The sequence below is a fragment of the Rhodococcus sp. T9N genome (assembly GCF_024436645.1).
Lineage (GTDB): Bacteria > Actinomycetota > Actinomycetes > Mycobacteriales > Mycobacteriaceae > Rhodococcus_F > Rhodococcus_F qingshengii.
On the sequence record NZ_JAMSKS010000020.1, the window covers coordinates 78164 to 101113 of the forward strand.

26 protein-coding genes and 1 pseudogene are annotated in these 22950 nt (G+C 60.9%); 15 read left to right on the forward strand and 12 right to left on the reverse strand.

What is annotated here, in order from left to right; genetic code table 11:
- Nucleotides 1–81: 81 nt before the first annotated feature.
- From M1L53_RS26315 to ccsB, 3 genes are all read right to left on the reverse strand, one after another.
- Nucleotides 82–411 (reverse strand): hypothetical protein, encoded by a 330-nt coding sequence (locus M1L53_RS26315; protein WP_054827429.1) that lies wholly within the window; start codon nucleotides 409–411, stop codon nucleotides 82–84.
- Nucleotides 408–677: a WhiB family transcriptional regulator gene (locus M1L53_RS34910; protein ID WP_052959928.1), complete on the reverse strand. Its 270-nt coding sequence runs from the start codon at nucleotides 675–677 to the stop codon at nucleotides 408–410. The genes M1L53_RS26315 and M1L53_RS34910 overlap by 4 nt, the downstream gene beginning before the upstream one ends.
- A 270-nt stretch (nucleotides 678–947) precedes the next feature.
- Entirely contained in the window at nucleotides 948–1934 is a 987-nt protein-coding gene (gene ccsB, locus M1L53_RS26320) for a c-type cytochrome biogenesis protein CcsB (protein WP_047270614.1), read from the reverse strand.
- 931 nt (nucleotides 1935–2865) lie between these two features.
- On the opposite strand from ccsB, the gene M1L53_RS26325 reads away from it, so the two are divergent.
- The gene (locus M1L53_RS26325; RefSeq protein ID WP_047270613.1) at nucleotides 2866–4209 is read left to right on the forward strand and encodes a magnesium transporter MgtE N-terminal domain-containing protein; all 1344 of its coding nucleotides are present in this window, start codon (nucleotides 2866–2868) and stop codon (nucleotides 4207–4209) included.
- Between the two features lie 43 nt (nucleotides 4210–4252).
- Nucleotides 4253–5875, forward strand: a complete 1623-nt coding sequence (locus M1L53_RS26330; RefSeq protein ID WP_047270656.1) for an Nramp family divalent metal transporter — start codon at nucleotides 4253–4255, stop codon at nucleotides 5873–5875.
- A 63-nt stretch (nucleotides 5876–5938) separates the two neighbouring features.
- On the opposite strand, the pseudogene M1L53_RS26335 reads toward M1L53_RS26330, so the two are convergent.
- A pseudogene (locus M1L53_RS26335) lies at nucleotides 5939–6202 on the reverse strand (cytochrome b); the annotation flags it as partial.
- 201 nt (nucleotides 6203–6403) lie between these two features.
- Here M1L53_RS26335 and M1L53_RS26340 point away from each other — a divergent pair.
- From M1L53_RS26340 to M1L53_RS26350, 3 genes are all read left to right on the forward strand, one after another.
- Nucleotides 6404–6535, forward strand: a complete 132-nt coding sequence (locus tag M1L53_RS26340; protein ID WP_223304459.1) for a MerR family DNA-binding transcriptional regulator — start codon at nucleotides 6404–6406, stop codon at nucleotides 6533–6535.
- A gap of 61 nt (nucleotides 6536–6596) precedes the next feature.
- Nucleotides 6597–6815: a MerR family DNA-binding protein gene (locus tag M1L53_RS26345; RefSeq protein ID WP_261949286.1), complete on the forward strand. Its 219-nt coding sequence runs from the start codon at nucleotides 6597–6599 to the stop codon at nucleotides 6813–6815.
- Nucleotides 6812–7120, forward strand: coding sequence for a hypothetical protein (locus M1L53_RS26350; protein WP_047270607.1), 309 nt, complete (start codon nucleotides 6812–6814; stop codon nucleotides 7118–7120). Before M1L53_RS26345 ends, M1L53_RS26350 begins: the two co-directional genes overlap by 4 nt.
- A 136-nt stretch (nucleotides 7121–7256) precedes the next feature.
- Here M1L53_RS26350 and M1L53_RS26355 read toward each other — a convergent pair whose 3' ends face one another.
- Nucleotides 7257–7520, reverse strand: coding sequence for a DUF4229 domain-containing protein (locus tag M1L53_RS26355; protein ID WP_080961187.1), 264 nt, complete (start codon nucleotides 7518–7520; stop codon nucleotides 7257–7259).
- A 230-nt stretch (nucleotides 7521–7750) separates the two neighbouring features.
- On the opposite strand from M1L53_RS26355, the gene M1L53_RS26360 reads away from it, so the two are divergent.
- From M1L53_RS26360 to M1L53_RS26390, 7 genes are read left to right on the forward strand one after another with little or no spacing between them, the layout of a single operon-like run.
- Nucleotides 7751–8392, forward strand: a complete 642-nt coding sequence (locus M1L53_RS26360; protein WP_047270605.1) for a TlpA disulfide reductase family protein — start codon at nucleotides 7751–7753, stop codon at nucleotides 8390–8392.
- 26 nt (nucleotides 8393–8418) lie between these two features.
- Nucleotides 8419–9033 carry a TlpA disulfide reductase family protein gene (locus M1L53_RS26365; protein WP_047270604.1) on the forward strand — a complete coding sequence of 205 codons (615 nt, stop codon included), beginning with the start codon at nucleotides 8419–8421 and terminating at the stop codon, nucleotides 9031–9033.
- Nucleotides 9030–9839, forward strand: coding sequence for a cytochrome c biogenesis CcdA family protein (locus M1L53_RS26370; RefSeq protein ID WP_058228108.1), 810 nt, complete (start codon nucleotides 9030–9032; stop codon nucleotides 9837–9839). Before M1L53_RS26365 ends, M1L53_RS26370 begins: the two co-directional genes overlap by 4 nt.
- On the forward strand, nucleotides 9836–11467 hold the full coding sequence (locus M1L53_RS26375) for a cytochrome c biogenesis protein ResB (RefSeq protein WP_054827427.1): 1632 nt from the start codon (nucleotides 9836–9838) through the stop codon (nucleotides 11465–11467). The genes M1L53_RS26370 and M1L53_RS26375 overlap by 4 nt, the downstream gene beginning before the upstream one ends.
- Nucleotides 11464–13065, forward strand: coding sequence for an apolipoprotein N-acyltransferase (lnt, locus tag M1L53_RS26380; protein ID WP_054827437.1), 1602 nt, complete (start codon nucleotides 11464–11466; stop codon nucleotides 13063–13065). The genes M1L53_RS26375 and lnt overlap by 4 nt, the downstream gene beginning before the upstream one ends.
- A 60-nt stretch (nucleotides 13066–13125) precedes the next feature.
- Nucleotides 13126–13926 carry a DUF3105 domain-containing protein gene (locus M1L53_RS26385; RefSeq protein ID WP_047270598.1) on the forward strand — a complete coding sequence of 267 codons (801 nt, stop codon included), beginning with the start codon at nucleotides 13126–13128 and terminating at the stop codon, nucleotides 13924–13926.
- Nucleotides 13919–14662: a DUF305 domain-containing protein gene (locus M1L53_RS26390; RefSeq protein WP_047270597.1), complete on the forward strand. Its 744-nt coding sequence runs from the start codon at nucleotides 13919–13921 to the stop codon at nucleotides 14660–14662. Before M1L53_RS26385 ends, M1L53_RS26390 begins: the two co-directional genes overlap by 8 nt.
- A gap of 59 nt (nucleotides 14663–14721) precedes the next feature.
- Here M1L53_RS26390 and M1L53_RS26395 read toward each other — a convergent pair whose 3' ends face one another.
- Nucleotides 14722–15657 carry a cytochrome c oxidase assembly protein gene (locus M1L53_RS26395; protein WP_054827426.1) on the reverse strand — a complete coding sequence of 312 codons (936 nt, stop codon included), beginning with the start codon at nucleotides 15655–15657 and terminating at the stop codon, nucleotides 14722–14724.
- A 42-nt stretch (nucleotides 15658–15699) separates the two neighbouring features.
- Complete coding sequence (locus tag M1L53_RS26400; RefSeq protein ID WP_223304457.1) at nucleotides 15700–16242, reverse strand: copper resistance CopC family protein; 543 nt, start codon at nucleotides 16240–16242, stop codon at nucleotides 15700–15702.
- A 183-nt stretch (nucleotides 16243–16425) separates the two neighbouring features.
- Between M1L53_RS26400 and M1L53_RS26405 the strand changes: the two genes are divergently transcribed.
- From M1L53_RS26405 to M1L53_RS26415, 3 genes are all read left to right on the forward strand, one after another.
- Nucleotides 16426–17082, forward strand: a complete 657-nt coding sequence (locus M1L53_RS26405) for a DsbA family protein (protein ID WP_047270652.1) — start codon at nucleotides 16426–16428, stop codon at nucleotides 17080–17082.
- Nucleotides 17079–17729 (forward strand): vitamin K epoxide reductase family protein, encoded by a 651-nt coding sequence (locus M1L53_RS26410; protein WP_052959927.1) that lies wholly within the window; start codon nucleotides 17079–17081, stop codon nucleotides 17727–17729. Before M1L53_RS26405 ends, M1L53_RS26410 begins: the two co-directional genes overlap by 4 nt.
- Nucleotides 17730–17877: 148 nt before the next feature.
- Nucleotides 17878–18069 carry an antitoxin gene (locus M1L53_RS26415; RefSeq protein ID WP_047270593.1) on the forward strand — a complete coding sequence of 64 codons (192 nt, stop codon included), beginning with the start codon at nucleotides 17878–17880 and terminating at the stop codon, nucleotides 18067–18069.
- A gap of 131 nt (nucleotides 18070–18200) precedes the next feature.
- Here the strand turns inward: M1L53_RS26415 and M1L53_RS26420 are convergent, their stop codons facing one another.
- The 5 genes from M1L53_RS26420 to M1L53_RS26440 all read right to left on the reverse strand — a co-directional run bounded on the left by M1L53_RS26420 (nucleotide 18201) and on the right by M1L53_RS26440 (nucleotide 22757).
- Complete coding sequence (locus M1L53_RS26420) at nucleotides 18201–18737, reverse strand: hypothetical protein (RefSeq protein WP_223304456.1); 537 nt, start codon at nucleotides 18735–18737, stop codon at nucleotides 18201–18203.
- A gap of 28 nt (nucleotides 18738–18765) precedes the next feature.
- The gene (gene ctaD / locus M1L53_RS26425; RefSeq protein WP_047270592.1) at nucleotides 18766–20523 is read right to left on the reverse strand and encodes a cytochrome c oxidase subunit I; all 1758 of its coding nucleotides are present in this window, start codon (nucleotides 20521–20523) and stop codon (nucleotides 18766–18768) included.
- Nucleotides 20524–20640: 117 nt separating this feature from the next.
- On the reverse strand, nucleotides 20641–21591 hold the full coding sequence (locus tag M1L53_RS26430; protein WP_047270591.1) for a M56 family metallopeptidase: 951 nt from the start codon (nucleotides 21589–21591) through the stop codon (nucleotides 20641–20643).
- Nucleotides 21592–21951, reverse strand: a complete 360-nt coding sequence (locus M1L53_RS26435; protein WP_003944627.1) for a BlaI/MecI/CopY family transcriptional regulator — start codon at nucleotides 21949–21951, stop codon at nucleotides 21592–21594. It lies immediately after the preceding gene.
- A 32-nt stretch (nucleotides 21952–21983) separates the two neighbouring features.
- Nucleotides 21984–22757 carry a M23 family metallopeptidase gene (locus tag M1L53_RS26440; protein WP_358344645.1) on the reverse strand — a complete coding sequence of 258 codons (774 nt, stop codon included), beginning with the start codon at nucleotides 22755–22757 and terminating at the stop codon, nucleotides 21984–21986.
- Nucleotides 22758–22950 lie beyond the last annotated feature (193 nt).

A 22950-nucleotide genomic window follows, 5' to 3' on the forward strand; every position in this document is an offset into this window, starting at 1 on the left:
GACACCACACCCGAAGAGGGAGCATCACCGTGATCCGTCAAACGCCTGAGTCCGCGGGCGTGAGTGGTTTCAGCGACCGCCTCAGTGCTCGTTGATCCCAGGCCCTTGATGAGTGTGTATTGCGCACCGATTCGACACCGTAAAATCGACCGGGAAGCCATGCAGTGCAGTTATTCGCGTAACACGCGAATCTCGGATCTCTCCATCCCAGGCATCGTCGTGATCGCGCGCAGCGGGAGTTGGCATGCCATGTTCGAGCCCACGAGCTTTCATTTCCCCGTTCACATAGTAGAACCGCGCCTTTTGATTCGGGGTGTGGCGATCAAACCTGTCGTACAAGTATTGGTACTCCGCGACCAGGTCATCGCCCGTCATTCGGTAAACCGACAGAGGCGCCTCGTCATTCGTCATCGAATCGCCTCCTTGATACAGCGGCGCCGCAAGAGAATCTCGAAGACCATTCCCCGGCCGAGCGGACTTCGCAACGTGGATTTGCGGTTGACCCACGGGACAATTACACACCTGTCTCCGACGGGGTCAAAGGATGATCCCAGCTTTCGATCGGCTTCGGTCATGCCACCCCAGGTTCCGTACGGCTCACCAGCACCCAGGGCATACTCGCGACAACTACCGAGCAGGGGCAGTTCTGACAAATCCGCCGAGTCGGCGAATCCCACCGGCTTCCAGCAGTAAGACCACCCTCCACCGGCACTCGAACCTCGCCTTCCGTCACGCCCTCACCCGAATAACCTATAACCAAACCCGTGACTGCATTCAAACAAGCAGCAGGAAGGCAAGACACGAAGGAACCCCCCGCCGCCTCGAACGCACCAGTCGCGCCCCGCGACGTAGCCTACGAAGATCATTCTTTGGGCACTCATACGTTGTCTTCGCTTCGAACGCCACCGTGGACGTGCCCGTCGAGCTTCAATTCGATCACGAATCGCTCAGCTCAGACCGGCGTAGGAGTGCAATCCGGACACGACCATGTTGATGATGAACAGATTGAACAGCATCGAGACGAATCCTGCGATGTTTATCCAAGCGGCTTTGGTCTCGCGCCAACCTGCGGTCGCTCGGGCGTGGAGGTAGGCGGCGTAAATCACCCAGGCGATAAACGACATCGTCTCTTTGGGATCCCACCCCCAGAACCGACCCCAGGCTGCCTCCGCCCAGATCGCGCCGAGGATGACTCCGATACCAAAGAGAGGGAAGCCGACGATGACGGTTCTGTAGGCCAACCGGTCGAGTGTCTGGGCGTCGGGCAAACGACGAGCCATCGAACCTACAGGCCCGCGGCGCTCCGCGCCGGCGGGCTGTCGGATCCGTAGTAGGAACGCGAGGCTGGCCACGCCGGAAACCAGGAAGACGCCGCTGCCGATGCTGACGATTGTGACATGGATCGGAAGCCAGTAGGACTGCAGAGCCGGAACGACAGGCGCTGCGTCGGCGTAGAGCAGGGTTGCCGCAACGAACATCAGGATTAGGACCGGCGCCAGAAGAAAAACCCACATCGCGCGGTATGTCTGCCCACGCAGAAACACGATGCCAGTCGCCGTTGCGGCCGCGGTGGCCATGGTGACGAACTCGTACATGTTGCCCAACGGGAAACGTCCGGTTGCGAAGCCACGCAACACGATCGACACAAGGTGCAGTCCCAAGCCCACGACGAGAACCGCGGCACCCATGTTGCCGAGACGCTCGGGCACTGGCTTCGGCGGAGCCGAAACGATCCGTCCGGGCACTTCCGGCGACGGCGCCGAGACTCCCCCTGCCGCCACAAGCTTCCTGCTCCCCAACTCGAACCGGTGGACGTGGTCGGTGCGTGTCGCGGCGTAGTGCCAGATCAGCAACACGAGGGCTAACAGATACACGGCGAAGGCCGACTGGAACGACAGGTCACTCAGCCTGGCAATGGTTTGGTTGATGGGCACGGTGGGTCCTCTCCTGAGCCATCCGGGTTCTCAGATCAGATGCGGCCGCACCCGTCCAGCGAGTTTCTACTACTCGTACGTCATTCGTGGTCCATTAATCCGTGCCGCAGACTTGGCAGAATCGCACAACCTACAATTCCGTCTGGGATGCGCCGGACCCGCCGTACGCGTCATTGCCCGACCTCGGCGCACTGCGGTTTCGATCAGTCGTCCGTTCAGATCAGCATGCCCGTAGAGGTCGGCGAGGGCACATATTGACTACTATGCCCGATAGTAGTCAATGTTGTGTGGCTCAACGGGGAGTCACCCGGAAAATGAGGCTGCCGTCGGATACCGCGTTCCGCGGCGCTGAGTGATATGCCAAACCCCTCAGGGCGCAAGGGCTCGCTGACGCAACGAACATTGCCATGTCACCGAGCGAACACGTTGACGCATTGATCTGCTGACCGACCCTCCGGGGACGCGACTTCGCGCTCACGGCAACGCTTCTAGGTGCACTGGACCACGTGCGCGATAGATGGGCGGATGTATGAATACGCTCACCAAAGGCGGGGTCGACCGTGCATCCGCATTGAGCCTCTGCTCCGACAACCTCACAACCCGAACCGCTACGCCAGAAGTCGCCGAGCTTGAGAGTCGCCCCAAACGGCTCCCAAACCGGACTTTACATGCATAGGTGCGCATGTAACAATACCGGAGCGGGAAGGCTTGTCCGCGAAGCGAGAAGGTGGCGTGCTTGAAGTTTTGGTCGCGAGTTTCAACCATGCAGATGCGTCGTCACCGGCGAACTGAGTCGCAACTGACCGAGCCGCGCCGAACTTAGGCCACGCTTGTCCGTCCACCGACCTTTCAATCGGACATCAATAGCCGTCGCGCGAGTGTGCGCATCCTGCGTGGCTCGTCCCACCACCCACCGACGCGAGGAGTGCCGATGACCGAGTCAGCGACCGACGGAGCCCCCACGCATCCGGTGATCCATCTCTCACAGCTACTGAAGCGACCAGTGATCGCACGGAATGGGGACATCGTCGGCGCCCTAGACGATCTGATCGTGCGATTGCTCGGCGTGGACACCTACCCGACGGTATCCGGGCTGGTAGTCAATGTCGGTGGTCGGCGAGTGTACGTTTCTGTCGAACGGATCGAGCACCTCGACGGGGACCGGGTGATGCTGGCGCAGAACAAGGTGGACCTGCGCGGGTTCGAGCGCCGCGAGGGCGAGGTACTGCTGCGTTCCGACGTCCTTGGCCATCGGCTGATCGACGTCCCGGCCGCGGAGCTGGTGCACGCCTACGACATCGAACTCGAGAACCCCGGTCACGGGTGGGTACTCGCACGGCTCGACACTCGCCGCCCGGCCCGGTTCTTCGGCTTAATCAAATCCCATGGAGGACACGCCAGTCGGGATTGGAAAGCGTTCGAACCCTTGATCGGCCACAAACACAGCATGGTAGTGCGGCGGGTCGGCGGGCGAGTCGGCACCCTTAAACCGGCGCAGATTGCAGATCTGCTCGAGGGCGCAGACAAGCGCGAGGGTGGGGAAATCCTTGACCGCGTCCACACCGACCCCGAGCTTGAGGCGGACGTTTTCGAAGAGCTCGACCCGGGCAAGGCCAACAAGCTGCTCGCCGACATGAGCGACGTCGAGGTGGCCGGTGTGCTTGGTCTCATGCGCGCAGACGACGCCGCCGACGCAGTCGCAGAGTTACGACAGTCCCGCCGTCGACGAGTGCTCGATCTGATGCCGGCCGGCCAACGCACGAAGGTGATCACACTAATGGGGTTCAATTCGTCCAGCGCCGGCGGCCTGATGAGCGTCGACGTCATCTCCTGCGCCGCCACCGCCACTGCGGCGCAGGCCCTGTCGGCAATCTCAGCAGCACGGTCCATGCAGCCCGAGGCTCTGCTGAAGGTGCACGTGCTCACCGACGCCGGCCGGCTGATCGGGGTGGCGTCGGTCATCCGGCTGCTGCAATCGGAGTCGGTGACCCCGATCGTCGACATCATGGACACCGACCCTGTGCGCGTGACCCCCGTGGCGGACCTAACCGAGGTGGCGGTGCTGATGGCCGACTATAACCTCGCGACGATCCCAGTCGTCGACGATGCCGACCACGTCGTCGGCGTGGTCACCGTCGACGATGTCCTCGAGGCCTCCATCCCCGACGACTGGCGACGGCGAGAACCTGCACCGAGGCCCATCGTCGAGCGCGCCACCGACCACCCTACGACCAACACCACCTCCACAGATCCAGGCGGTGATGACCGTGGCTGAACCCGAGATCACCGACGCCACCCCGGCACATACGCCTGTCGGTATGCCTGAACCGCGACCGTCCGCAGTCCTCGATTCCGCGCACCTCGGCGACATCGAGGGGGCGCTCGGAAGAATCAGTTTGTCCGACAAGGAATCTCGCCGCACTTTCAAGGCTCGGATGCTGACCATGTTGGCGATCGTCGGGCCTGGCCTCATCGTCATGGTCGGTGACAACGACGCCGGCGGTGTTGCCACCTACGCGCAGGCCGGCCAGAACTACGGGTACTCGCTGCTTTGGGTGTTGCTATTGTTGATTCCAGTGCTGATCGTCAACCAGGAGATGGTTGTCCGACTCGGGGCGGTGACCGGGGTGGGGCATGCCCGGCTGATAAACGAGCGCTTCGGCCGCGGGTGGGGCTGGTTCTCGGTCGGCGATCTGTTCGTATTGAACTTCCTGACCATCGTCGCCGAGTTCATCGGAGTTTCACTGGCCGCCAGCTACTTCGGCGTCTCACGGTACATCGTCGTGCCGACCGCTGCGGTCGCGTTGATCGCGATCATGGCCACCGGCAGCTTCCGCCGCTGGGAACGTGCGATGTTCGTCTTCATCGCCGTCACGGCGGTACAGATCCCGATGCTGCTGCTCTCACACCCAGACTGGGGTCGCGCTGCCCGAGACTTCGCGATTCCGGGCGTCCGAGGCGGGATCACCTCGGACGCGGTGTTGTTGATTATCGCAATCGTCGGCACCACTGTCGCGCCGTGGCAACTGTTCTTCCAACAGTCCAACATCATCGACAAACGGATCACCCCGCGGTTCATCAGCTACGAACGAGCCGACACCGTCCTCGGGGCGCTGGTCGTCGTCGCCGGCGCAGCGGCATTGATGATGACCGCCGACTACGCCGCCCGCTCAACTGGCAGTGTCGGAGAATTCGTGGACGCCGGCGACATCGCGCGCCTACTCAGCGCGAATGGTTCCGTCCTCGGCCCGATCTTCGCGATCGTGCTTCTCGACGCCTCGATCATCGGTGCCGCTGCGGTCACTCTGTCGACCAGCTACGCCTTCGGTGACGTGTTCGGGATCAGCCACTCGCTACACCGAGGGTTCAAGGAGGCCAAACCCTTCTACCTCTCATACGGTGCCATGGTCCTCCTTGCCGCGGGGATCGTGCTGATCCCCGGCGCACCGCTTGGACTGATCACTACCGCCGTGCAGGCTCTTGCCGGACTGCTCCTGCCCAGCGCGAGCGTGTTCCTGTTGCTGCTGTGCAACGACCGGCAAGTACTCGGACCCTGGATTAATCCGCGCTGGCTCAACCTCGTCGCCGGGCTGATCGTCGCGGTCCTGCTGATGCTCTCGGGAATCCTCATGGCCACCACCGTTTTTCCCGACCTCAACGTGGTGACCGCCTCAATATACCTAGGGATAGCGTTGGTCGTCGCTGGCATCGTCGCAACAGTTGGCGTGCGGTGGCTCGACCGGCGCCGCGGCGTAGTCACCGCTCTGCCCCCTGACGTCGGGCGAGAGGCAAAGATGCAGTGGCGGATGCCGCCGCTGACGCTGCTCGAACCGGTCGTGTGGTCCTCCGGAACGAAACTGGGCATGCTGGCCTTGCGGGGCTACCTCGTCATCGGCGCGATACTTCTCGTGGTCAAGGCTATTCAACTCGGCAGCCGATAGGATGCCGAGCCGCAGCCAAATGAGAGTGCGAGTACCAGCAGCTCGGGAGTCACCACCACGCGGGATGCCGGTCTCGATGCCGTGCTCGAGAACCTCACGGTCGCTGCGCCGCAGACCCAGGCAGAACCGGTAGGTGACGAAGAACGCGATCGGGGGGCAGCAGCACCATGCCGATTCGGCCGATCCACATCATCGCGTTCAGCGAGATGTTGAACTTGTACGCAATGATGTCGTTGACGCAGGGGATCGTCAGACCAGGTAGAACGCGATGACCATCGCGCCGATCGCGGTGCGGACCGGAACGTCCCGCGGACGCTGCAGCAGGTTTGCCTGCGTGCGGTGGTAGTCGGAGATTCAGCACCGATCGCAGGGCTCGCGGGTTCGGATGCTGCGCTTCCTCGTCGTGGTCGTGGTACTGATGGCCGACTATAAACTCGCGACAATCCCAGTCGTCGGCGTGGTCACCGTCGACGATGTCCTGCCGCCGGGCAGAACAACTTGACTCCGTAGCCGGGTACAGGGTTCACAATGGCAACATGCGTAGCAGTGAACTGGCCACCCTCACGGGTGAATGTGCAGACGTTGCGGTACTACGAACGGCGCGGACTCCTGCAGCAGCCTCCACGATCCGCCTCGGGATACCGCTCATATCCGGGATGAGGCGGTCGAGATTATCCGGTTCGTCAAACGCACCCAGGAACACGGCTTCAGCCTCGAGGAGATCAACGAACTTCTCCACCTCTACGGTGGCGGACCGGACGATTGCGACGCAGCGCGGAGACTCGCCCAGAAGAAGATCGCCGAGCTCGACGAAAAGATCCGAGATCTGCAATGCATGCGGGCCTCATTGACCGAATTCGCTTCCACCTGTGTACTACCGCGAGCTGACCGGCACTGCCCCATGCTCCAGACATTGCACACCGACGAAGGAACACCATGATTCAACTCGAAATTTTGCAAGTCCTGGACTGCCCCAACGTGCCGCTCCTCGAACAACGAATCGAGCAAGCTCTCGCGGGTGTATCGATCGAATGGGAACTGCGCCACCTGGTCATCGAGGATTCCCAATCAGCAGCACTCGCGGGTATGGCCGGGTCTCCGACGTTGCTCGTCGACGGCCACGATCCCTTAGCCGAGTCAAATCAGATCCCGAGCGTGTCCTGCAGGCTCTATCGCGATGCCGCGGGCGCTGTCGACGGCGCTCCTACTGTGTCGGCGCTGAGGAGAGCATTCGGAATGGATTGACCAACGTGGACAGTCGTTGACTGCTGCTCCGAATTCGGCTTCGGCAGCAGCGATCGCCGCGACCTAGCCCCTTCCCGGGTGACACCGGGGGATGAAGGAGGCTTCATCTATGCCGGCGTGGCCGCGGGAAACTTCTTCACGCGGTGCGCGACGCGCGACGCCTCTCATCTACGACCATCACCTCGTCGTTGATCCGGCGTCGCAACGATCGGAATGCGATCGCAGAGATGGCGAATCCGAGCAGCAAGGCCCCGAACAGTGACAAAGCGCCGGGGATTTCGAGGTCGAATACGGCGTTGATTCCCATGACGATCACTGCGAGCCCAGCGATCAGGGCGAGTCGAGCTGCGGTGTAGTACACCATCAATCGCACAAGCTTCGACCGTGCGATTCGTGTCATTCGCGTCGGCGGCCCTTGATGTGAATCCAGTGCTGGAATTTCGGGGCGGGCCGACGAGCTGGGACGACCCTCCGGGGCGGATTGACGTTTCACAGTGCTCGATTCAATAGTTGGACTCGGGCCCCTGCCGCTGCTGAGCGAGGGCCGGTGGAAGAACCAATATAGCTACTATGCACAATAGTAGTTCAGTGTTGTTCCCCGATTCGCCGCACCATACTTGGAGGAAGTGTATGCAGGCACGGTCGCGATGGCTCATGTTCTTCTTGGCCGTGATCGCCCTCCTTGTCGTGGCAATCTGGCCTCGATCCGAACCAACCGAATCCCACTCCCCAACCCGACCGCAAATGCCCCCGGCCGCATCCCAAGACGACGGCGAAGCTCTCGACCCGAGCTTCACATCTGCGACCGCAGCAGCGAAGGTTTCCTGCCCTGCGGCCCCGGCGGCACCGCCCGTGAACGGAAAACTCCGGGGAATCAAAGCGACGTGTCTTGGCGAGAGCACTGAAGTCGACCTCGGCGCAGCGCTGTCCGGGGAACCCACCTTGATCAATCTCTGGGCTTCGTGGTGTGGGCCGTGTCGATCGGAGATCCCGGTTCTGAACGATTACGCAGGCAGCCCCGGCGCCATCCGTGTGGTCGGCGTCAATGTCCAGGACGACATGTCAGCAGCACTAGCACTTCTCACGGACGCCGGCGTGCGCTATCCCTCGTTCGCCGCCATCGACGACGTCGGAATTGCACTGTCGGCGCCGCCAGTTCTGCCGCTGAGCTTCCTCGTCCAACGTGACGGGTCCGTCGACCAGGTCACAGCCCCCATGGTTTTCGAAAACACGGACCAAATACGCTCCGCCGTAAGTGAGTTGATGAAATGACAGTCCCCACACCCACGCGACAACGGATGCACCGCACCCCCCGAGCGCATGCCCATCCCCTCTCACTCATTGCTATCCTCACCGCGGTGGTCGTCGCCGCAAGTGGGTGCGCGAGCGGTACCGACGCGGTCGCTTCGGGTGCGAACTTCGATTTCGTCTCGCCTGGGGGGCAAACCGATATCTTGTACGACCCACCCGAGTCGCGAAATAGAATCGGCGCATTGGCCGGGCCTGACCTTATGACCGACGGTAACGATATCTCACTGACTGACTACGCAGATCAGATCGTCGTGATCAATCTGTGGGGACAATGGTGCGCCCCATGCCGCTCCGAGGCCGACGATCTCGAACGCGCCTACGAAGCAACCAAAGACCTCGGCGTTCAGTTTCTCGGGATCAATGTTCGAGATCCTCAACGTGACAAAGCTCAGGACTTCGTCGTCGACAACAACGTGAGCTACCCCTCGATCTACGACCCGTCGATGAGGACCTTGATAGCGCTCGGCGGAAACTATCCGACGAGCGTGATTCCCTCCACGTTGGTGTTGGATCGTCAGCATCGCGTCGCCGCAGTGTTCCTTCGTGCACTTCTCACTGAGGATCTACAGCCTGTCATCGAGCGTGTGGCGGCCGAACGGTGAACGACTTTGCCCAAGGCATCGGGTCCAGCTTCCAGACCGCCGCCTCGAGCGGTCCGTTGCTGCTCGCCGTAGCGGCGTGCGTTTTGGCCGGTCTGGTCTCTTTCGCCTCACCGTGCGTGGTGCCACTGGTTCCCGGATACCTGTCGTATCTAGCCGGCATTTCCGGAGCTGATTCTCCGGCGGTGACCCCTGAAGACGCGACCACGAGACCCGCAGCAGGCAGATGGCGGGTGACAGGCGCGGCAACGATGTTCGTCGCGGGATTCACGGTGGTGTTCGTTTTCGCCACCGCATCGGTATTCGGCGTGATCAGCACCCTGCGCATCAACGAAGACCTGCTCCAACGGGTGGGCGGGGTGATCACCATCGTGATGGGGTTGACCTTCATCGGCCTTATTCCTGCCCTGCAGAAAGACGCACGATTCGCGCCGCGACGAATCTCCTCCCTTGCCGGCGCACCTTTGTTGGGGGGCGTGTTCGCGTTGGGCTGGACACCATGTCTCGGCCCCACTCTCGCAGGGGTTCTTTCGGTGGCGGCCGGAACTCAAGGCACGACGGCAGCGCGCGGGGTGCTGCTGATCGTCGCCTACTGTCTAGGACTTGGATTACCGTTTATCGTGCTGGCGTTCGGGTCGGTGAAAGCGCTCCGAGGCGTCGGATGGCTCAAACGCCATTCACGAACGATTCAGATCGTCGGCGGAATAATGCTCGTCGCTGTCGGTCTGGCACTGGTCACCGGTGTGTGGGGCGTGTTCATCGGCTGGTTGCGCAACGAGTTTGTCAGTTCGGTCGTGTTGCCGATATGACAGAGAGTGTCCCCACGGGAGCTCGCATCCGTCGCCTCCCGAGACTGATTATCCGAGAAAGCATTCGAATGCTGCGCCAGTACTGGCGCAGATTGACGTCGATGAGTACCGCGCTCGTGCTCCTGTTCCTCTTGGCGCTGGCAGCACTCCCCGGAGCAATGCTGCCTCAGCGAAATCTCAACGTGCAGAAAGTGTCCCAGTACATTGCGGCCCAACCAACCCTTGGCCCACTGTTCGACAAGCTGGAGTTGTTCGACGTCTTTTCCAGTTTCTGGTTCACCGCAATCTACGTTCTCCTGTTTCTCTCTCTCATCGGCTGCCTGTTTCCACGCTTGCGGGCGCATCTCGGCGCACTCAGGAGCCAGCCTGTGCGGGCACCTCGGAATCTGTCCCGGTTGCCGCACCATTTCCGCGGCGAGGTAGATATCTCTCACGACGAGGCCTTGACGAGAGTGCGCCGGTCTCTCAAGGGTTGGCGCATCGCAGTCAATCCCGAAAATGATTCCGGAGTATCGGTTTCGGCGGAGAAGGGATATCTGCGCGAGGCCGGGAATCTGGTTTTCCACTTCTCGTTGATCGGGTTGCTCGTCACCGTCGCCATCGGCAAGCTGGTGGGGTACGAGGGTTCGGTCATCGTCATTGCCGACGGTGGTCCTGGATTCTGCAACACCTCACCCGCTGTGTACGACTCATTTCGCGCTGGAAGTGCAACTGACGGAACTGGTCTCGCACCGTTCTGCATCAAGGTCAACGATTTTTCCGCGGACTATCTCGATACTGGTCAGGCCGAAATGTTCACCTCCAACATCTCATACCAGAGCGGGCAGGACATCGCGACCAATACGTGGAAGGACTACCGTCTTCGAGTCAACGAACCGTTGCGTACCGATGGCGCCCGCGTCTATCTGACCGGCCACGGGTACGCGCCGCAGTTCACCGTCACTTTCCCCGATGGCCAGTCCCGTACCGAGACAATGCAGTTTCAACCGGACGACGCGGTGACGTTTCTCAGCAGTGGGGCGTTGCGTTTCGATCCACCCGGCGGTTCGTTCCCCGATCCGAACGAGCGCCGGAAGAATCAGATTGCCATCGAGGGACTCTTCGCGCCGACCGCGGCCTTCAGTGGGACGCTCCTGACTTCGTCGTTTCCCGACGCACGTGATCCTGCGGTCGCGATCGACATCTACAAGGGCGATACGGGTCTGGATACCGGCATTCCGCAATCGATCTTCTCGTTGAATACGGAGATGATCAACCAAGGAAGGCTGGTCAAACAAGATCGTGTGAACCTTCGACCGGGAGAGACGCGGACTCTCTCTGACGGAACACAGGTTCGGTTCGACGGGGCCAAGGAATTCGCCAATCTACAGGTGTCGTACGACCCTGCGCAACAGTGGGTTCTCGTCTTTGCGATCACGATGATGCTCGGACTTCTGACCTCGCTCGTGATCAGGAGGCGGCGCGTGTGGATCCGTTTACGCCCGGGGGCAGCACCGGAGCAGGTCGATCTCGAACTCGGAGGCCTCGCGAGGACCGATCATGCAGGGTGGGGCGGCGAATTCGACGATCTTTGTGAGAAATTGTGGACGGACCAGCACAGTTCTCCTTCTACGGGAGCGGGCCTGTGAGGGTCCCTTCGTCCGAACGTGCACTCACTGCCGACGGTGAACTCGATGCATGCCTGAAGAGTGGTCGCCCCAAACGGCTTTACGGTGGGAACGCTTTGCGTCTCGCGCTTTCGGTGGGCGCTGGGTGGCTGCTATTTCTCAGTTTTCCGCCGCGCACGCTGTGGTTTCTGGCCCCTGTCGCCATCGCCCTGCTGACCGCCGTTCTCCAGGGTCGCAGTCTCCGTGCGGGTTTCGGATTCGGCTATGCCGCGGGACTGGGATTCTTCGTTCCCTTGCTGCCGTGGGTCGGAGCGTATGTCGGTGCAACGCCTTGGTTGGCGTTGGCGGCGATTGAAGCGCTCGCGTTCGGCGTGTTCGGCGTACTGGCAGTGGCCGTCGGTCGCGCTCCCCTTTCCCCGGTGTGGATTGCGGGTGCATGGGTCACCGCCGAAGCACTTCGTAGCCGAATTCCGTTCGGCGGTTTCCCGTGGGGGCGTTTGGCCTTCGGGCAGGCGGACAGTCCGCTGCTGCCGTTGGCTTCGATCGCAGGGGCGCCAGGTCTTTCCTTCGTGACTGCACTGACCGGAACTCTCATCGCCTGGTCACTGGCCGGACCCTCCCGTGTTCGATGGCAAGCATTGGCGAAGGGTGGCGTTGCCGTCGTCCTCATCTTTGTGAGTGCATTGGTGACAAGTTCTCCCGGTGCCGCCCCTGACGAGGTCGTCACTGCTGCCGTCGTTCAGGGCAACGTGCCGCGACTCGGCCTCGATTTCAACGCCCAACGCCGAGCGGTGCTCGATAATCATGTTGCCCGCACCGAGCAGCTCGCTGCCGATGTCGCGGCGGGTCGCGCAGCCCGGCCACGGCTTGTTATCTGGCCCGAAAATGCTTCGGATATAGATCCTTTGGTGAATCGGGATGCGGCAGAGCGACTGGACCGAGCAGCCCGTTCGATCGGGGCACCAATCCTGGTCGGTACGGTTCTCGTAGGTGAAGCGAGCACATCGATCAACAGTGTCATGGTGTGGGATCCCACGGATGGCCCTGGCCAGCAACACATCAAACGACAACTCGTGCCGTTCGGGGAGTACCTGCCGCTCCGACCGATCATTCGTGCAGTGTCGTCGTACGCCGATTCTGCGGGCAATTTCGTTGCCGGGAATGGGAACGGTGTCGTCGACCTCAACGGAGTTCAGGTAGCTGTTGCCACGTGTTACGAGGTGGCCTTCGACGATCTGGTGACCGAGTCGGTCCAGGCGGGAGCCACCGTCATCGCGGTTCCCACCAACAATGCGACCTTCGGCCGGACGGAGATGACCTTTCAGCAATTGGCCATGTCGCGGGTGCGGGCAGTCGAGCACGGTCGCACTGTGTTGATCGCCGCGACCAGCGGTGTCAGTGCGATCATCACGCCGACGGGAGAGGTACGCCAACAGAGCGAGATCTTCACAGCACAGGCATTGACCGACGAGATCGCCCTGCGTTCCGATCTCACACCGGCAACACGTCTGGGCGCGGTTCCCGAGATCGCCCTGGCGGTGATCGTCCTTTCTCTCGCTGCCGCATCTCTCTTCGGGGGCGCGTACCGCTTCTGTCTCGGCAGAAGAACGAAACCATGAATTACTATGATTGATAGTAATTCAGTGTCGGTGCCAGCGCGCAAGGGAACGAGTCCACCAATGTCGAAGAACCGCAAGAAGAACACACCCCGCCCCCGCGGCGGTGGGGTGCCCGGTGGCCGAAGTTTTCCGTGGTCGATATCGATCGCAGTCCTGATTATCGCCGGCCTGGTCTCGGTCATCGCCTACAACATGGTGCCCAAGGCCATCGAGAGGACCGAAGCACAAAAATACGCTCCGAGCGCGGACAACCCGGACCCCTCGCTGTCCATCGAAGGGGTAACCGAAATCGAATACGCGGCCGGCAATCATATTCAAGCGCCTCAGCGCGTTGCATACGATCAAACTCCCCCCTTGGGAGGAGCGCACGATCAGTACTGGGCGACATGCACAGGCATCGTCTACCCGGAGCCGATACGCACTGAGAATGCGGTGCATTCACTCGAGCACGGTGCGGTCTGGATTGCCTACAACCCCGACTCGTTGAATCCGTCCGACGTCGACGCCCTTACCTCCCAAGTCAACGGTAAGCCGTATTCCCTGATGTCACCGTTCCCTGGCATCGATTCCCCCGTTTCGATTCAGTCGTGGGGGCACCAACTCAAAGTCGACAGCGTCGACGACCCCCGTATCGCAAAATTCATCACCGCCCTCAAACAGAACCCGAACACCCATCCAGAGGCCGGTGCCAGCTGTGCAACGGTCCCGGGAGGATTCGACCCGAACGCTCCTTTCCCCTTCGACGCATCTCCGCCAGGCCCTGACGCGATTCCCGCAGCGTCGGAGCAGTCAGCCACTGGTCTTCCCGCAGCAACGACCCCACCTGCGCCGGCGATCACGAGGAGTCGCGAAAATGGTTGAACACGAGGCGGTATCGATTCAATCCGAGTCGGTATCCGATTCATCGGGCAAACGCCATGCCACGCCGGCCGCAGTGTTGGTGGTCGGTATTGTCATCGCTCTGTTGATCGGAATCATCATCGGCCTGTGGGCAAAGGGGCGGATCGAGAACACCTCGCAGGGGGTCCCAGCCGTCGGCGCAGTGGAGGTCGGCTTCGCGCAGGACATGTCGGTTCACCACGGGCAAGCGGTCGAGATGTCGTCCCTCGCATTGGTGAACACTGCCGACCCCGCTATCCGTACGCTCGCGTACGACGTCGTCACTACTCAGCAAAGTCAGATAGGAATGATGCAGGGGTGGCTGTCCATCTGGGATCGACCCGCCCGGAGCACGGGCGAGTATATGGAGTGGATGCCCTCAACTTCCTCGGCGATGAATCACTCGATGCCCGGCATGAGCACCGGACAAAGTGATTCCGGCGTAACTGAATCAGTCGCGATGCCGGGAATGGCTTCTCCCGCCGAACTCGCGGAACTACGCACCCTGACCGGACCGGCATTTGAGATTCGCTATTTGCAATTACTGTTGCGCCACCATCAAGGGGGAATTCCGATGGCCCAATACGCCGCTGACAATGCCGATCTCCCCGTCGTGACAAATCTTGCTCGACAGATCGCCGCTACACAGCAGGCCGAATCGACCGCATTGCGAGAACTGCTCGCAGTGAGAGGTGCCCAACCGATCCCGATGAACTGACCACTCATCTCACACACCGTCGCATCCGCCGAACCCGATCATCGAGATGCCGAGAGCAGTCATCGACGGGGAAGGGTTTTGAGGAATTCGTTGTAGGCCTCGAGGTCGACGTCACCGTCCCTGGCGGCCTTTTTGTCGACGGCGGCGTTGGTGCGGGTCTCGTCGCGATTCCACCTCATCGCGAAAACCACCATGATGATCAACGCGACGGGTTCTCCGTACGACCATGCCAAAGCCCCCGCCATTTGTTGATCGGCCATCAGATCGACGTTCCAGGACGCCGGCGGATTGGTGAAGGTACTCAGGAGTGGCGAGGTTGCCATCATCAGGATCACGCCGATGAAAACATGGAGAGGCATTTCGACGAAGAGGTCGAAACATCGACCCAGGTTGCTTTGCTTGACGGGCAACGGCCCAGATGAGAGCACCGGAACGATGAACAACACTCCAGTGGCCAGGAAGAAGAGCTCCAGGCCTGTGTGACCGACCCAGGACGACGCCACCAGGTCGAATACCGGCGAGAGGTAGATGCCGTAGTAGCTGAACAGGAACAGTGGAATCGTGACGCCGGGGTGTAGCAGAATCTTCGCCGTCCGGCTTCTGAGTGCCGTCAATGCCAGCTTGAGGATCGGAATTCCCCACCCTGTGTGAGGGGTGGAGCGCAGCAGGAGAAGACCTGGGCTGCCGAGAACGAGCAGTGGTGGAATCGCCATCGACAAGGTCAAATGCTGGAACATCCAGATACTGAAGAGTTCGTACCCGTAGCCCTCGACGGCGAGCCCCGTGACCAGGATCAGCAATATACAGCCGAAGAGGAAGCTGGCCGTCCTCGTCCACGGCCACACCCGACCGGAAGACGTCACCCGGTAGACACCCCAGCCATACCACGCTGCCAGTAGGACTCCGATCAGTGGTAGGACCGGGAGCGGCTGCGGCGCCCACCCCACCATTGCTCCGAACGAAGGCACGGCCTCGGGTAAACGTATCCAGTCCATCACCTACGTGGTCCCTCCCCGCTCGTACTGTGTTGTAACATCTCAGCGCTTCGAGCGCTTGTCTCCGCGGAGAACGATGACCATCCCGATCACGAACAGGATTGCCACTGCGCCACCGAGAATCGGCAACAACAGTGGGGATCCGTCGTCGGAGTCGGCATCGGCGGTCGCCGCCGACGGCGCAACAGTTGCCGGAGGTGTTGCACCTCCGGGAAGCGGCGCCGCATTGTTCTTCGCCGCGTTCAAGGTGAAGGAGTACGACCCCGTGATCGGGTGTCCGTCCTCAGAGATCACCCGGTAACCAACGGTGTAAGTGCCAGACGACATCTGACCGGTCGTCACGAGAGAAACGCGCTCTCCCTGCACCGACGGCTCCCCGGCTCCGACCTGCGTCCCGTCGGCCGCACTGACGGTCACGTTCGCGAAACTCGTCTGAATCTCCTGATTGAAAACCAATTCCACCGAACTCGGCGCAGTGTCGAGAACTGCGTCGGCGGATGGAGTCGATCCGACCAGTGCACTGTGTGCTTGCGCGGTGCCTGCGCTTATGAGCGCACACCCCGCAGCCACCAGCAGCACAACCATTGCACGCCTCAAAATCTGTTCCTCCTACTCGGCTCACACCATCGAGGTGCGGAGTCCGGCGATCGATGCACACCGCACTTCGCTGAGACAATACCTCCGACTACTATGTTGCATAGTATTCAGGGCTGTGTGGTGGCCGGAAGGTTGCACGCATCGACGAACACCGACCAGGTAGGCGGATCCATGAAGTTGACCACCAACGCGAAATTCTCGATAGCCCTGATAGCTGTCTTCGCTGTCGTCCTCGGCGCGCTGTTGCTCGGCAACCGCAGCGGGAGGGAGACAAACAGCGCCAGCGCTTCGGACGCATCGGTTCTTCGCGACGACACGCATCTACTTTCCTCTGCGCCGGACAACGATGTCGTTCTGGTCGAATTCCTCGACTTCGAGTGCGAGGCATGCCTGGCGATGTATCCGACGATGGAGCGGATACGTGCTGAGTACGCTGACCGCATCACGTTCGGTGTACGGTACTTCCCCATTCCCAGTCACACGAACAGTCGACTCGCGGCGCGAGTCGTCGAAGCGTCGTCCAGGCAAGGGAAGTTCGTGGAGATGTACCAGCGAATGTACGACACGCAGACCCAGTGGGGCGAGTCGTCCGAATCTCAAGTAGCCCTCTTCCGTACGTTCGCCCAGGATCTGGGACTCGACATGGCGACCTTCGAAGCAGATATGAATGATCCCGCAGTCGCAGAGCGTGTCGAAGGGGACTTCAACGAAGGTATCGACCTGGGCGTGCAGGGCACACCGACGCTGTTCCTCAACGGCGTCCAGTTGCCGTCCATGCCGACATATGACGATCTCACCGCTCGCATCGACGCAGCGCTGGCCCAATGACATCAACGGGAGCACGCGGTGCCCACGTCGACACTGGTATACCTCCGACTGTCGACTCGGCCCCGAAAGTGTGCTCCCCCTATGTCGTCGGATGGATTCTCACTGCAGCAGGCGCTCTCGGCTTGGCGGCGTCTCTGATACTGACTATCGAGAAGTTTCAGCTTCTCGCGGATCCCTCATATCGCCCGTCCTGCAGCATCAACCCCGTCCTCAGTTGTGGATCGGTGATGAGTTCTCCACAAGCCTCGATCTTCGGTTTCCCGAATTCGATCCTCGGTATAGTCGGGTTCACCGTCCTACTGACCACGGGAATCGTGACCCTCACCGCCGCAAAGGCACTACCTCAGTGGTATTGGCGCTGTATCGTCATCGGCTTGCTCACCGGAGCGGTGCTGGTTCACTGGCTGATTTTCCAAAGCCTGTACAGAATCCAGGCACTGTGCCCATACTGCATGGTCGTGTGGGTGGTGACGATGACAGCCCTCTGGTATGCCATTTTGCATCTAGGTGCTCGTAGCGCGTCGACCTCCTCGCGAATCGTGACCGTCGGCACCGAGAAACACACTCTCGTGCTTACTATCTGGATCGTGTCCGTCGCGAGCATGATTCTCAGCGCATTCTGGGACTACTGGTCGACACTGGTCTGACGAGTCCCACGAAAATCTGCCAACGCCGTCGCACTCGGCCAACTGTTGCACGATCAGTCAACCTTCAACTCAACTACTATGGATCTTAGTTTTTAGATCCGCAACCCTCCCGAGTAGAGGGCGATGAGGCCAGGAGAAGGAGACGAATATGAAATTCATGGGTGCAGCGAAAGCGCTAGTCGACAAGGGCAAGGAGGCTGCCTCGAAGAACGCAGACAAGATCGAAAACGCGATCGACAAAACCGCCGCGTCTGCCGAAGCCAAGACCGGTGGAAAACTGACCAGCCAGATCCGGAGGGCTGCGCTTGCGGCAAAGAGAGCGATTCCTCCGAAGAAGTAGCGACTCTCTTTGCCTTGCCGCCTGATTGCTCGTTGGTCTCCACGCCGTACGACTGAGAATCGGCGTCGAGAGCGCGAATAATCTCGCTTCGGTGTGCCCCCCTCGTGACAGCACACCGAAGCGAGGAGCGCTCAGGGTTCGGTCTGCGGAATCACGATACTCGCGTGAAAATCTCTGTGCCACAGCCGCGCAAGGAGGGCGTAATAGGATTCGGTTACCCTCGATTGCGTCGAGAGCGCCGCTTCCGACGACTCGATTGTCGTCGGAACGAGAAGGAGGGCACGATTCGCCAATGCCGCCGCGGAACTCCCGATATCCATCACTGCGCCACTGATACTGGCCGCGGCGTTCAGCACGGGGTCTGGAAGGACAGTGGTGGAACGCATGAAGGTCCGCTCTGCGTCAACGAAATCCGCTCCGGTCTGGAGATGATTCTCGATTGCGGCGATTACTTCGCTGACTCGACGGGTGTGAACCCGAAGTTTGCGGGGGTGCCGGATGTGGCGACGAGATACCGGTGGCAAAGTCCGCAACCGGGCACCAGCATGGTTCGCCACGCCGCCGTCGAGAGCGGTCGGCAGTACGTCTCGAATCAACCAGTCCGTGAGTAGGGCGGCAGCGGTATCTGTTGCCGGGACGATGACCACCGGCATTGTTCGTGTTGACATTGACTTTCCCATCGGTATGGCCGCCGAGCTAATTCTTCTCGTCATCATCGGACGTGGATGCGGTAAGTACCTTCTCCGATTCTGATGAACTCGTCTCCGGCCGGTGACCGGCCCCGACGTGTGCTTCTGCTCGCATCCGAGCAACCATGTGCGGGTAATGCAACTCGAAGGCCGGACGCTCGCTGCGGATGCGCGGCAACTCGGTGAAGTTGTGACGCGGCGGCGGGCAGGTCGTTGCCCACTCCAGCGAGTTTCCGTAGCCCCACGGATCGTCGACAGTGACCACTTCGCCGAATCGGTAGCTCTTGAAGACGTTCCAGATGAACGGGAGAGTGGAGGCTCCGAGAATGAAGGAACCGATGGTCGAGACTGTATTGAGTGTGGTGAACCCGTCCGCGGGTAGGTAGTCGGCGTAACGACGCGGCATACCCTCGGCACCGAGCCAGTGCTGAACGAGGAACGTCATGTGAAAGCCGACGAACGTGGTCCAAAAGTGCCACTTGCCAAGGCGCTCGTCCATCATGCGACCGGTCATCTTCGGGAACCAGAAGTAGATACCGGCGTACGTCGCGAACACGACCGTACCGAAAACCACGTAGTGGAAGTGGGCGACCACGAAGTAAGTATCCGTGACCTGAAAATCCAGCGGAGGGCTCGCCAGCAGCACACCGGACAGACCACCGAAGAGGAAGGTGATCAAGAATCCGAGAGAGAACAGCATCGGTGACTCGAACGTCAGGTGTCCCTTCCACATCGTGCCGATCCAGTTGAAGATCTTCACACCCGTCGGCACGGCGATCAGGAACGTCATGAACGAGAAGTACGGCAGGAGAACCGCGCCCGTCGCGTACATGTGATGCGCCCACACTGCGATCGACAGCGCCGCGATACCGAGCGTCGCGTAGACCAGGCCGCTGTAGCCGAAGATCGGTTTGCGGCTGAAGACCGGAAATATCTCCGAGACGATACCGAAGAAGGGCAGCGCGATGATGTAGACCTCGGGGTGGCCGAAGAACCAGAACAGGTGCTGCCACAGCAGGACTCCGCCATTCGCGGGGTCGAAGATGTTGCCACCGAGGCGACGGTCGTAAAGCAGTGCGAAGAGTGCGGCGGTCAACAGCGGGAAGGCCAACAGAATCAAGACAGAGGTGATGAAGATGTTCCACGTGAAGATCGGCATGCGGAACATCGTCATACCGGGAGCGCGTAAGCAGACAATGGTGGTGATCATGTTGACCGCGCCGAGAATCGTGCCGAGACCGGAGACGAGAAGCCCCACAATCCACAGATCCGCACCGACCCCAGGTGAGCTGACTGCCGAACTCAGAGGCGTGTAGGCCGTCCAGCCGAAATCTGCGGCACCTCCGGGAGTGACGAACCCGCCCGTAGCGATGAGAGCACCGAAAAGGTAGAGCCAGTAGCTGAACGCGTTCAGTCGCGGGAAGGCGACATCCGGCGCACCGATCTGCAGGGGGAGAACGAAATTGGCGAATCCGAACACCACCGGCGTCGCGTACAGCAGCAGCATGATCGTGCCGTGCATGGTGAAGAGTTGGTTGTACTGCTCGTTCGACAGGAATTGCATGCCCGGAATCGCCAGTTCGCTGCGCATGATCAGCGCCATGAGCCCGCCGATGAGGAAGAACGCGAACGAAGTCACCAAATACATCAAGCCGAGCGTCTTGTGATCGGTCGTCGTCACAAGGTTCCGCAGCACCGATCCCTTCGGCGCCCGTCGCGCGGGGTACGGCCGGGCGGGGATCGGGGGTGATGCAATTGCGGTCATAGTCAGCCCGCTTCCTGTCGAGACGCAAATAGAGTGTGCGACAGAAGCATAACCCAAATACTACGTTGCATAGTTTTTGGGTCCGGGTGGCGCCTCGGCCACCCTTTCCGACTGCCGTCAGGTCACGAGGGCATGAGCGGACGCAGAGAAGACGACCATGGTGGTCAACGCGGCGATGACGGGAACGATCATCGGGAGCATCGCAGCAGAGATGCAGACCAGTTTGGTGCCGCGAATCCGGGAATCCGTCTGCAGCCTGACCAAGCGCACCGAGATCTCGTCGTCACCGAGCCCGAGAGTCCACACCGGCTGAGGTAGCGGCGACGTCGCCACCACGCGCAACGCCGACCTGACGGCATCGGGGCTGGTGGCCTGTGCGGCCCGATCATCGGCAGCGAGCTCGACCAGCCGCCGCACCGCAGCGGGAGCCGCTTTGAACAGCGGGATCACCGGCAGCGCCTTCGCGAAGACTTCACACACATTGATGATTCGGTGATGGTGACCTCGCAAGTGTGCCCGCTCGTGGGCGATCACCGCTTCACGCTCGGATGCAGTCAAGCAATCGGAGAGACCTTTGGTCGCTACGACGAATCCCGGCCGTCCAGCGACGCTGTAGGCCATCGGCATCGGATGATCAAGCCAGAGAACGTCATCCGATGCCGGATCTGCGCGGGCGATGATCGATACGACATCACGGTGGTAGTCGCGGACCTTGGCTCGGCCCTTATGTTGCCGATGAGCCAAGAACAAGCTGCGAACGGCGATGAGCGCGGTAACCGCAACTCCGCCGACAGCGAGCGCTTCCCCGATCCAGGGGGCCATCGCGTGTTGGAAGGCAGTGAAGCATCGCACAAGGGCCTCGGAGAGCCCTTCCGCTGGTGCATGGCTCGGCCACAGAAGGATCACTACTGCCGATACGGCAAGGAATCCCAGACCCACGATGCTGCCGATCCATGCCGCGAGAATCGCTGCAGGAGCCAGAGTGGTCGATTCGAAACGCCGCAAAACCTTGGGCATGAACGCTCCGATGAGCACGGCCCCGAGAAGGAGGACTGCGGCGAGAGTCATCTACCGAACCTTGCCGTGATCCAGTGCTCGCCGCAGTGCCTCGTATTCGTCATCGGAGACGTTTTGCGCGAAGTGCAGAAGCGCTGAAACAGAGTCATTGCTGTTGTCGAGTAATTCGCGCATGGCCAGTGAGGTCGCTTCATCGCGGCTACGCGATGGCGAATAGATGTATGCGCGGCTTCGTTTTTCCCTCTGCACCCACCCTTTTTCGTGAAGGTGCGTCACGACGGTCAAGATCGTGGTGTATGCCTTCGGGGCGCCGCCCTCGAAGCGGTCGACCAGATCCCGCACAGACTGCGGCTCTTCTGCATCCCACAGGAGATCCATCACTTCGGATTCGAGCCCGCCGAGTCTCTTCATCTTCCTTCCCCCTTCGGAAATCGTCGATTGCGTCAGTCACTGACGGCCGGAGGCTGGATCTGTACCCCACGCGCGTCCAACCATGCCATGGGATCGACCTTCTGGCCGTCTGCCTGCCACACCTCGTAATGCAGATGTGGCCCTGTTGATTGTCCCCTGTTTCCTACCGTCGCAATCAATTCTCCGGCACGCACCTTTTGACCCGCGGTTACCAGAGTCTCGTTGATGTGTCCGAAGACCCCGATTGTCCCGTCATCCTGCAGGATACGGACCCACAGTCCGAAACCGGACGCAGGTCCGGACTCGAGTACCGTGCCGTCGGTGACGGACACGATAGGTGTACCGATCTCATTGGCAATGTCCAACCCGTAATGAGTCGACCCCCAACGCGGTCCGTAGTTCGACGTCAATGTTCCGCTGACAGGAGCCATCGTCAGCGGTTGGCGTGCAGCTGCCTCTCTCGAAGCGCGATCGGTGTCGCGTTCGGTGCCTCGAGCCAACTGTTCGGCCAGCCTCCCCAGCTCGGCCAGTTTGGGAACCTGGAGAATTTCCGGAGCCGATGCCAGCGCCTGCTCGAGAGGTGCCAACGGTTGCTGGTCGAGCTCGACGGGAACACTGACGCTCCCTGTCGATGCATGTGAGGCGGATGTGCCGGCGGCAAGCAAAGCGCCGGTGGCGACAGAGAGAACCAAAGCCCGTCCACCAGGACGATTGCGGGACTGTCGGCGATGAGCGCCGCCGCGTCGCGCCTGAACGCTTGCAGCGACGGATTCACGGTCGACTGCAGATGCGGTGGAGATGTACATCGTGTCGACTGGCAGGTCGCGATCGCTGCGTGGCGTGTCGAAAAAGCTACTTTCCCGAAGTGGGCAGTCGAGATCGTCGGTGTCGGGCTTGCGGTGTCGGGCCAAGATCGCATTCCTTGCGTCGCGGAAGGTCACAGAATGGTGACGGTCCCAGACAGCGTACTACTATTTCGCATAGTTTTTGGGCGAGCGT

Bases quoted from the DNA above. Each gene is read 5' to 3' on its own strand.
- M1L53_RS26315 (WP_054827429.1), bottom strand. From the start codon at position 411: ATGACGAATGACGAGGCGCCTCTGTCGGTTTACCGAATGACGGGCGAT.
- M1L53_RS26325 (WP_047270613.1), top strand. From the start codon at position 2,866: ATGACCGAGTCAGCGACCGACGGAGCCCCCACGCATCCGGTGATCCAT.
- M1L53_RS26330 (WP_047270656.1), top strand. From the start codon at position 4,253: ATGCCTGAACCGCGACCGTCCGCAGTCCTCGATTCCGCGCACCTCGGC.
- M1L53_RS26340 (WP_223304459.1), top strand. From the start codon at position 6,404: ATGGCAACATGCGTAGCAGTGAACTGGCCACCCTCACGGGTGAATGTG.
- M1L53_RS26350 (WP_047270607.1), top strand. From the start codon at position 6,812: ATGATTCAACTCGAAATTTTGCAAGTCCTGGACTGCCCCAACGTGCCG.
- M1L53_RS26355 (WP_080961187.1), bottom strand. From the start codon at position 7,520: ATGACACGAATCGCACGGTCGAAGCTTGTGCGATTGATGGTGTACTAC.
- M1L53_RS26360 (WP_047270605.1), top strand. From the start codon at position 7,751: ATGCAGGCACGGTCGCGATGGCTCATGTTCTTCTTGGCCGTGATCGCC.
- M1L53_RS26365 (WP_047270604.1), top strand. From the start codon at position 8,419: ATGCACCGCACCCCCCGAGCGCATGCCCATCCCCTCTCACTCATTGCT.
- M1L53_RS26375 (WP_054827427.1), top strand. From the start codon at position 9,836: ATGACAGAGAGTGTCCCCACGGGAGCTCGCATCCGTCGCCTCCCGAGA.
- M1L53_RS26385 (WP_047270598.1), top strand. From the start codon at position 13,126: ATGTCGAAGAACCGCAAGAAGAACACACCCCGCCCCCGCGGCGGTGGG.
- M1L53_RS26390 (WP_047270597.1), top strand. From the start codon at position 13,919: ATGGTTGAACACGAGGCGGTATCGATTCAATCCGAGTCGGTATCCGAT.
- M1L53_RS26395 (WP_054827426.1), bottom strand. From the start codon at position 15,657: ATGGACTGGATACGTTTACCCGAGGCCGTGCCTTCGTTCGGAGCAATG.
- M1L53_RS26400 (WP_223304457.1), bottom strand. From the start codon at position 16,242: ATGGTTGTGCTGCTGGTGGCTGCGGGGTGTGCGCTCATAAGCGCAGGC.
- M1L53_RS26405 (WP_047270652.1), top strand. From the start codon at position 16,426: ATGAAGTTGACCACCAACGCGAAATTCTCGATAGCCCTGATAGCTGTC.
- M1L53_RS26410 (WP_052959927.1), top strand. From the start codon at position 17,079: ATGACATCAACGGGAGCACGCGGTGCCCACGTCGACACTGGTATACCT.
- M1L53_RS26415 (WP_047270593.1), top strand. From the start codon at position 17,878: ATGAAATTCATGGGTGCAGCGAAAGCGCTAGTCGACAAGGGCAAGGAG.
- M1L53_RS26420 (WP_223304456.1), bottom strand. From the start codon at position 18,737: ATGTCAACACGAACAATGCCGGTGGTCATCGTCCCGGCAACAGATACC.
- ctaD (WP_047270592.1), bottom strand. From the start codon at position 20,523: ATGACCGCAATTGCATCACCCCCGATCCCCGCCCGGCCGTACCCCGCG.
- M1L53_RS26430 (WP_047270591.1), bottom strand. From the start codon at position 21,591: ATGACTCTCGCCGCAGTCCTCCTTCTCGGGGCCGTGCTCATCGGAGCG.
- M1L53_RS26435 (WP_003944627.1), bottom strand. From the start codon at position 21,951: ATGAAGAGACTCGGCGGGCTCGAATCCGAAGTGATGGATCTCCTGTGG.
- M1L53_RS26440 (WP_358344645.1), bottom strand. From the start codon at position 22,757: ATGTACATCTCCACCGCATCTGCAGTCGACCGTGAATCCGTCGCTGCA.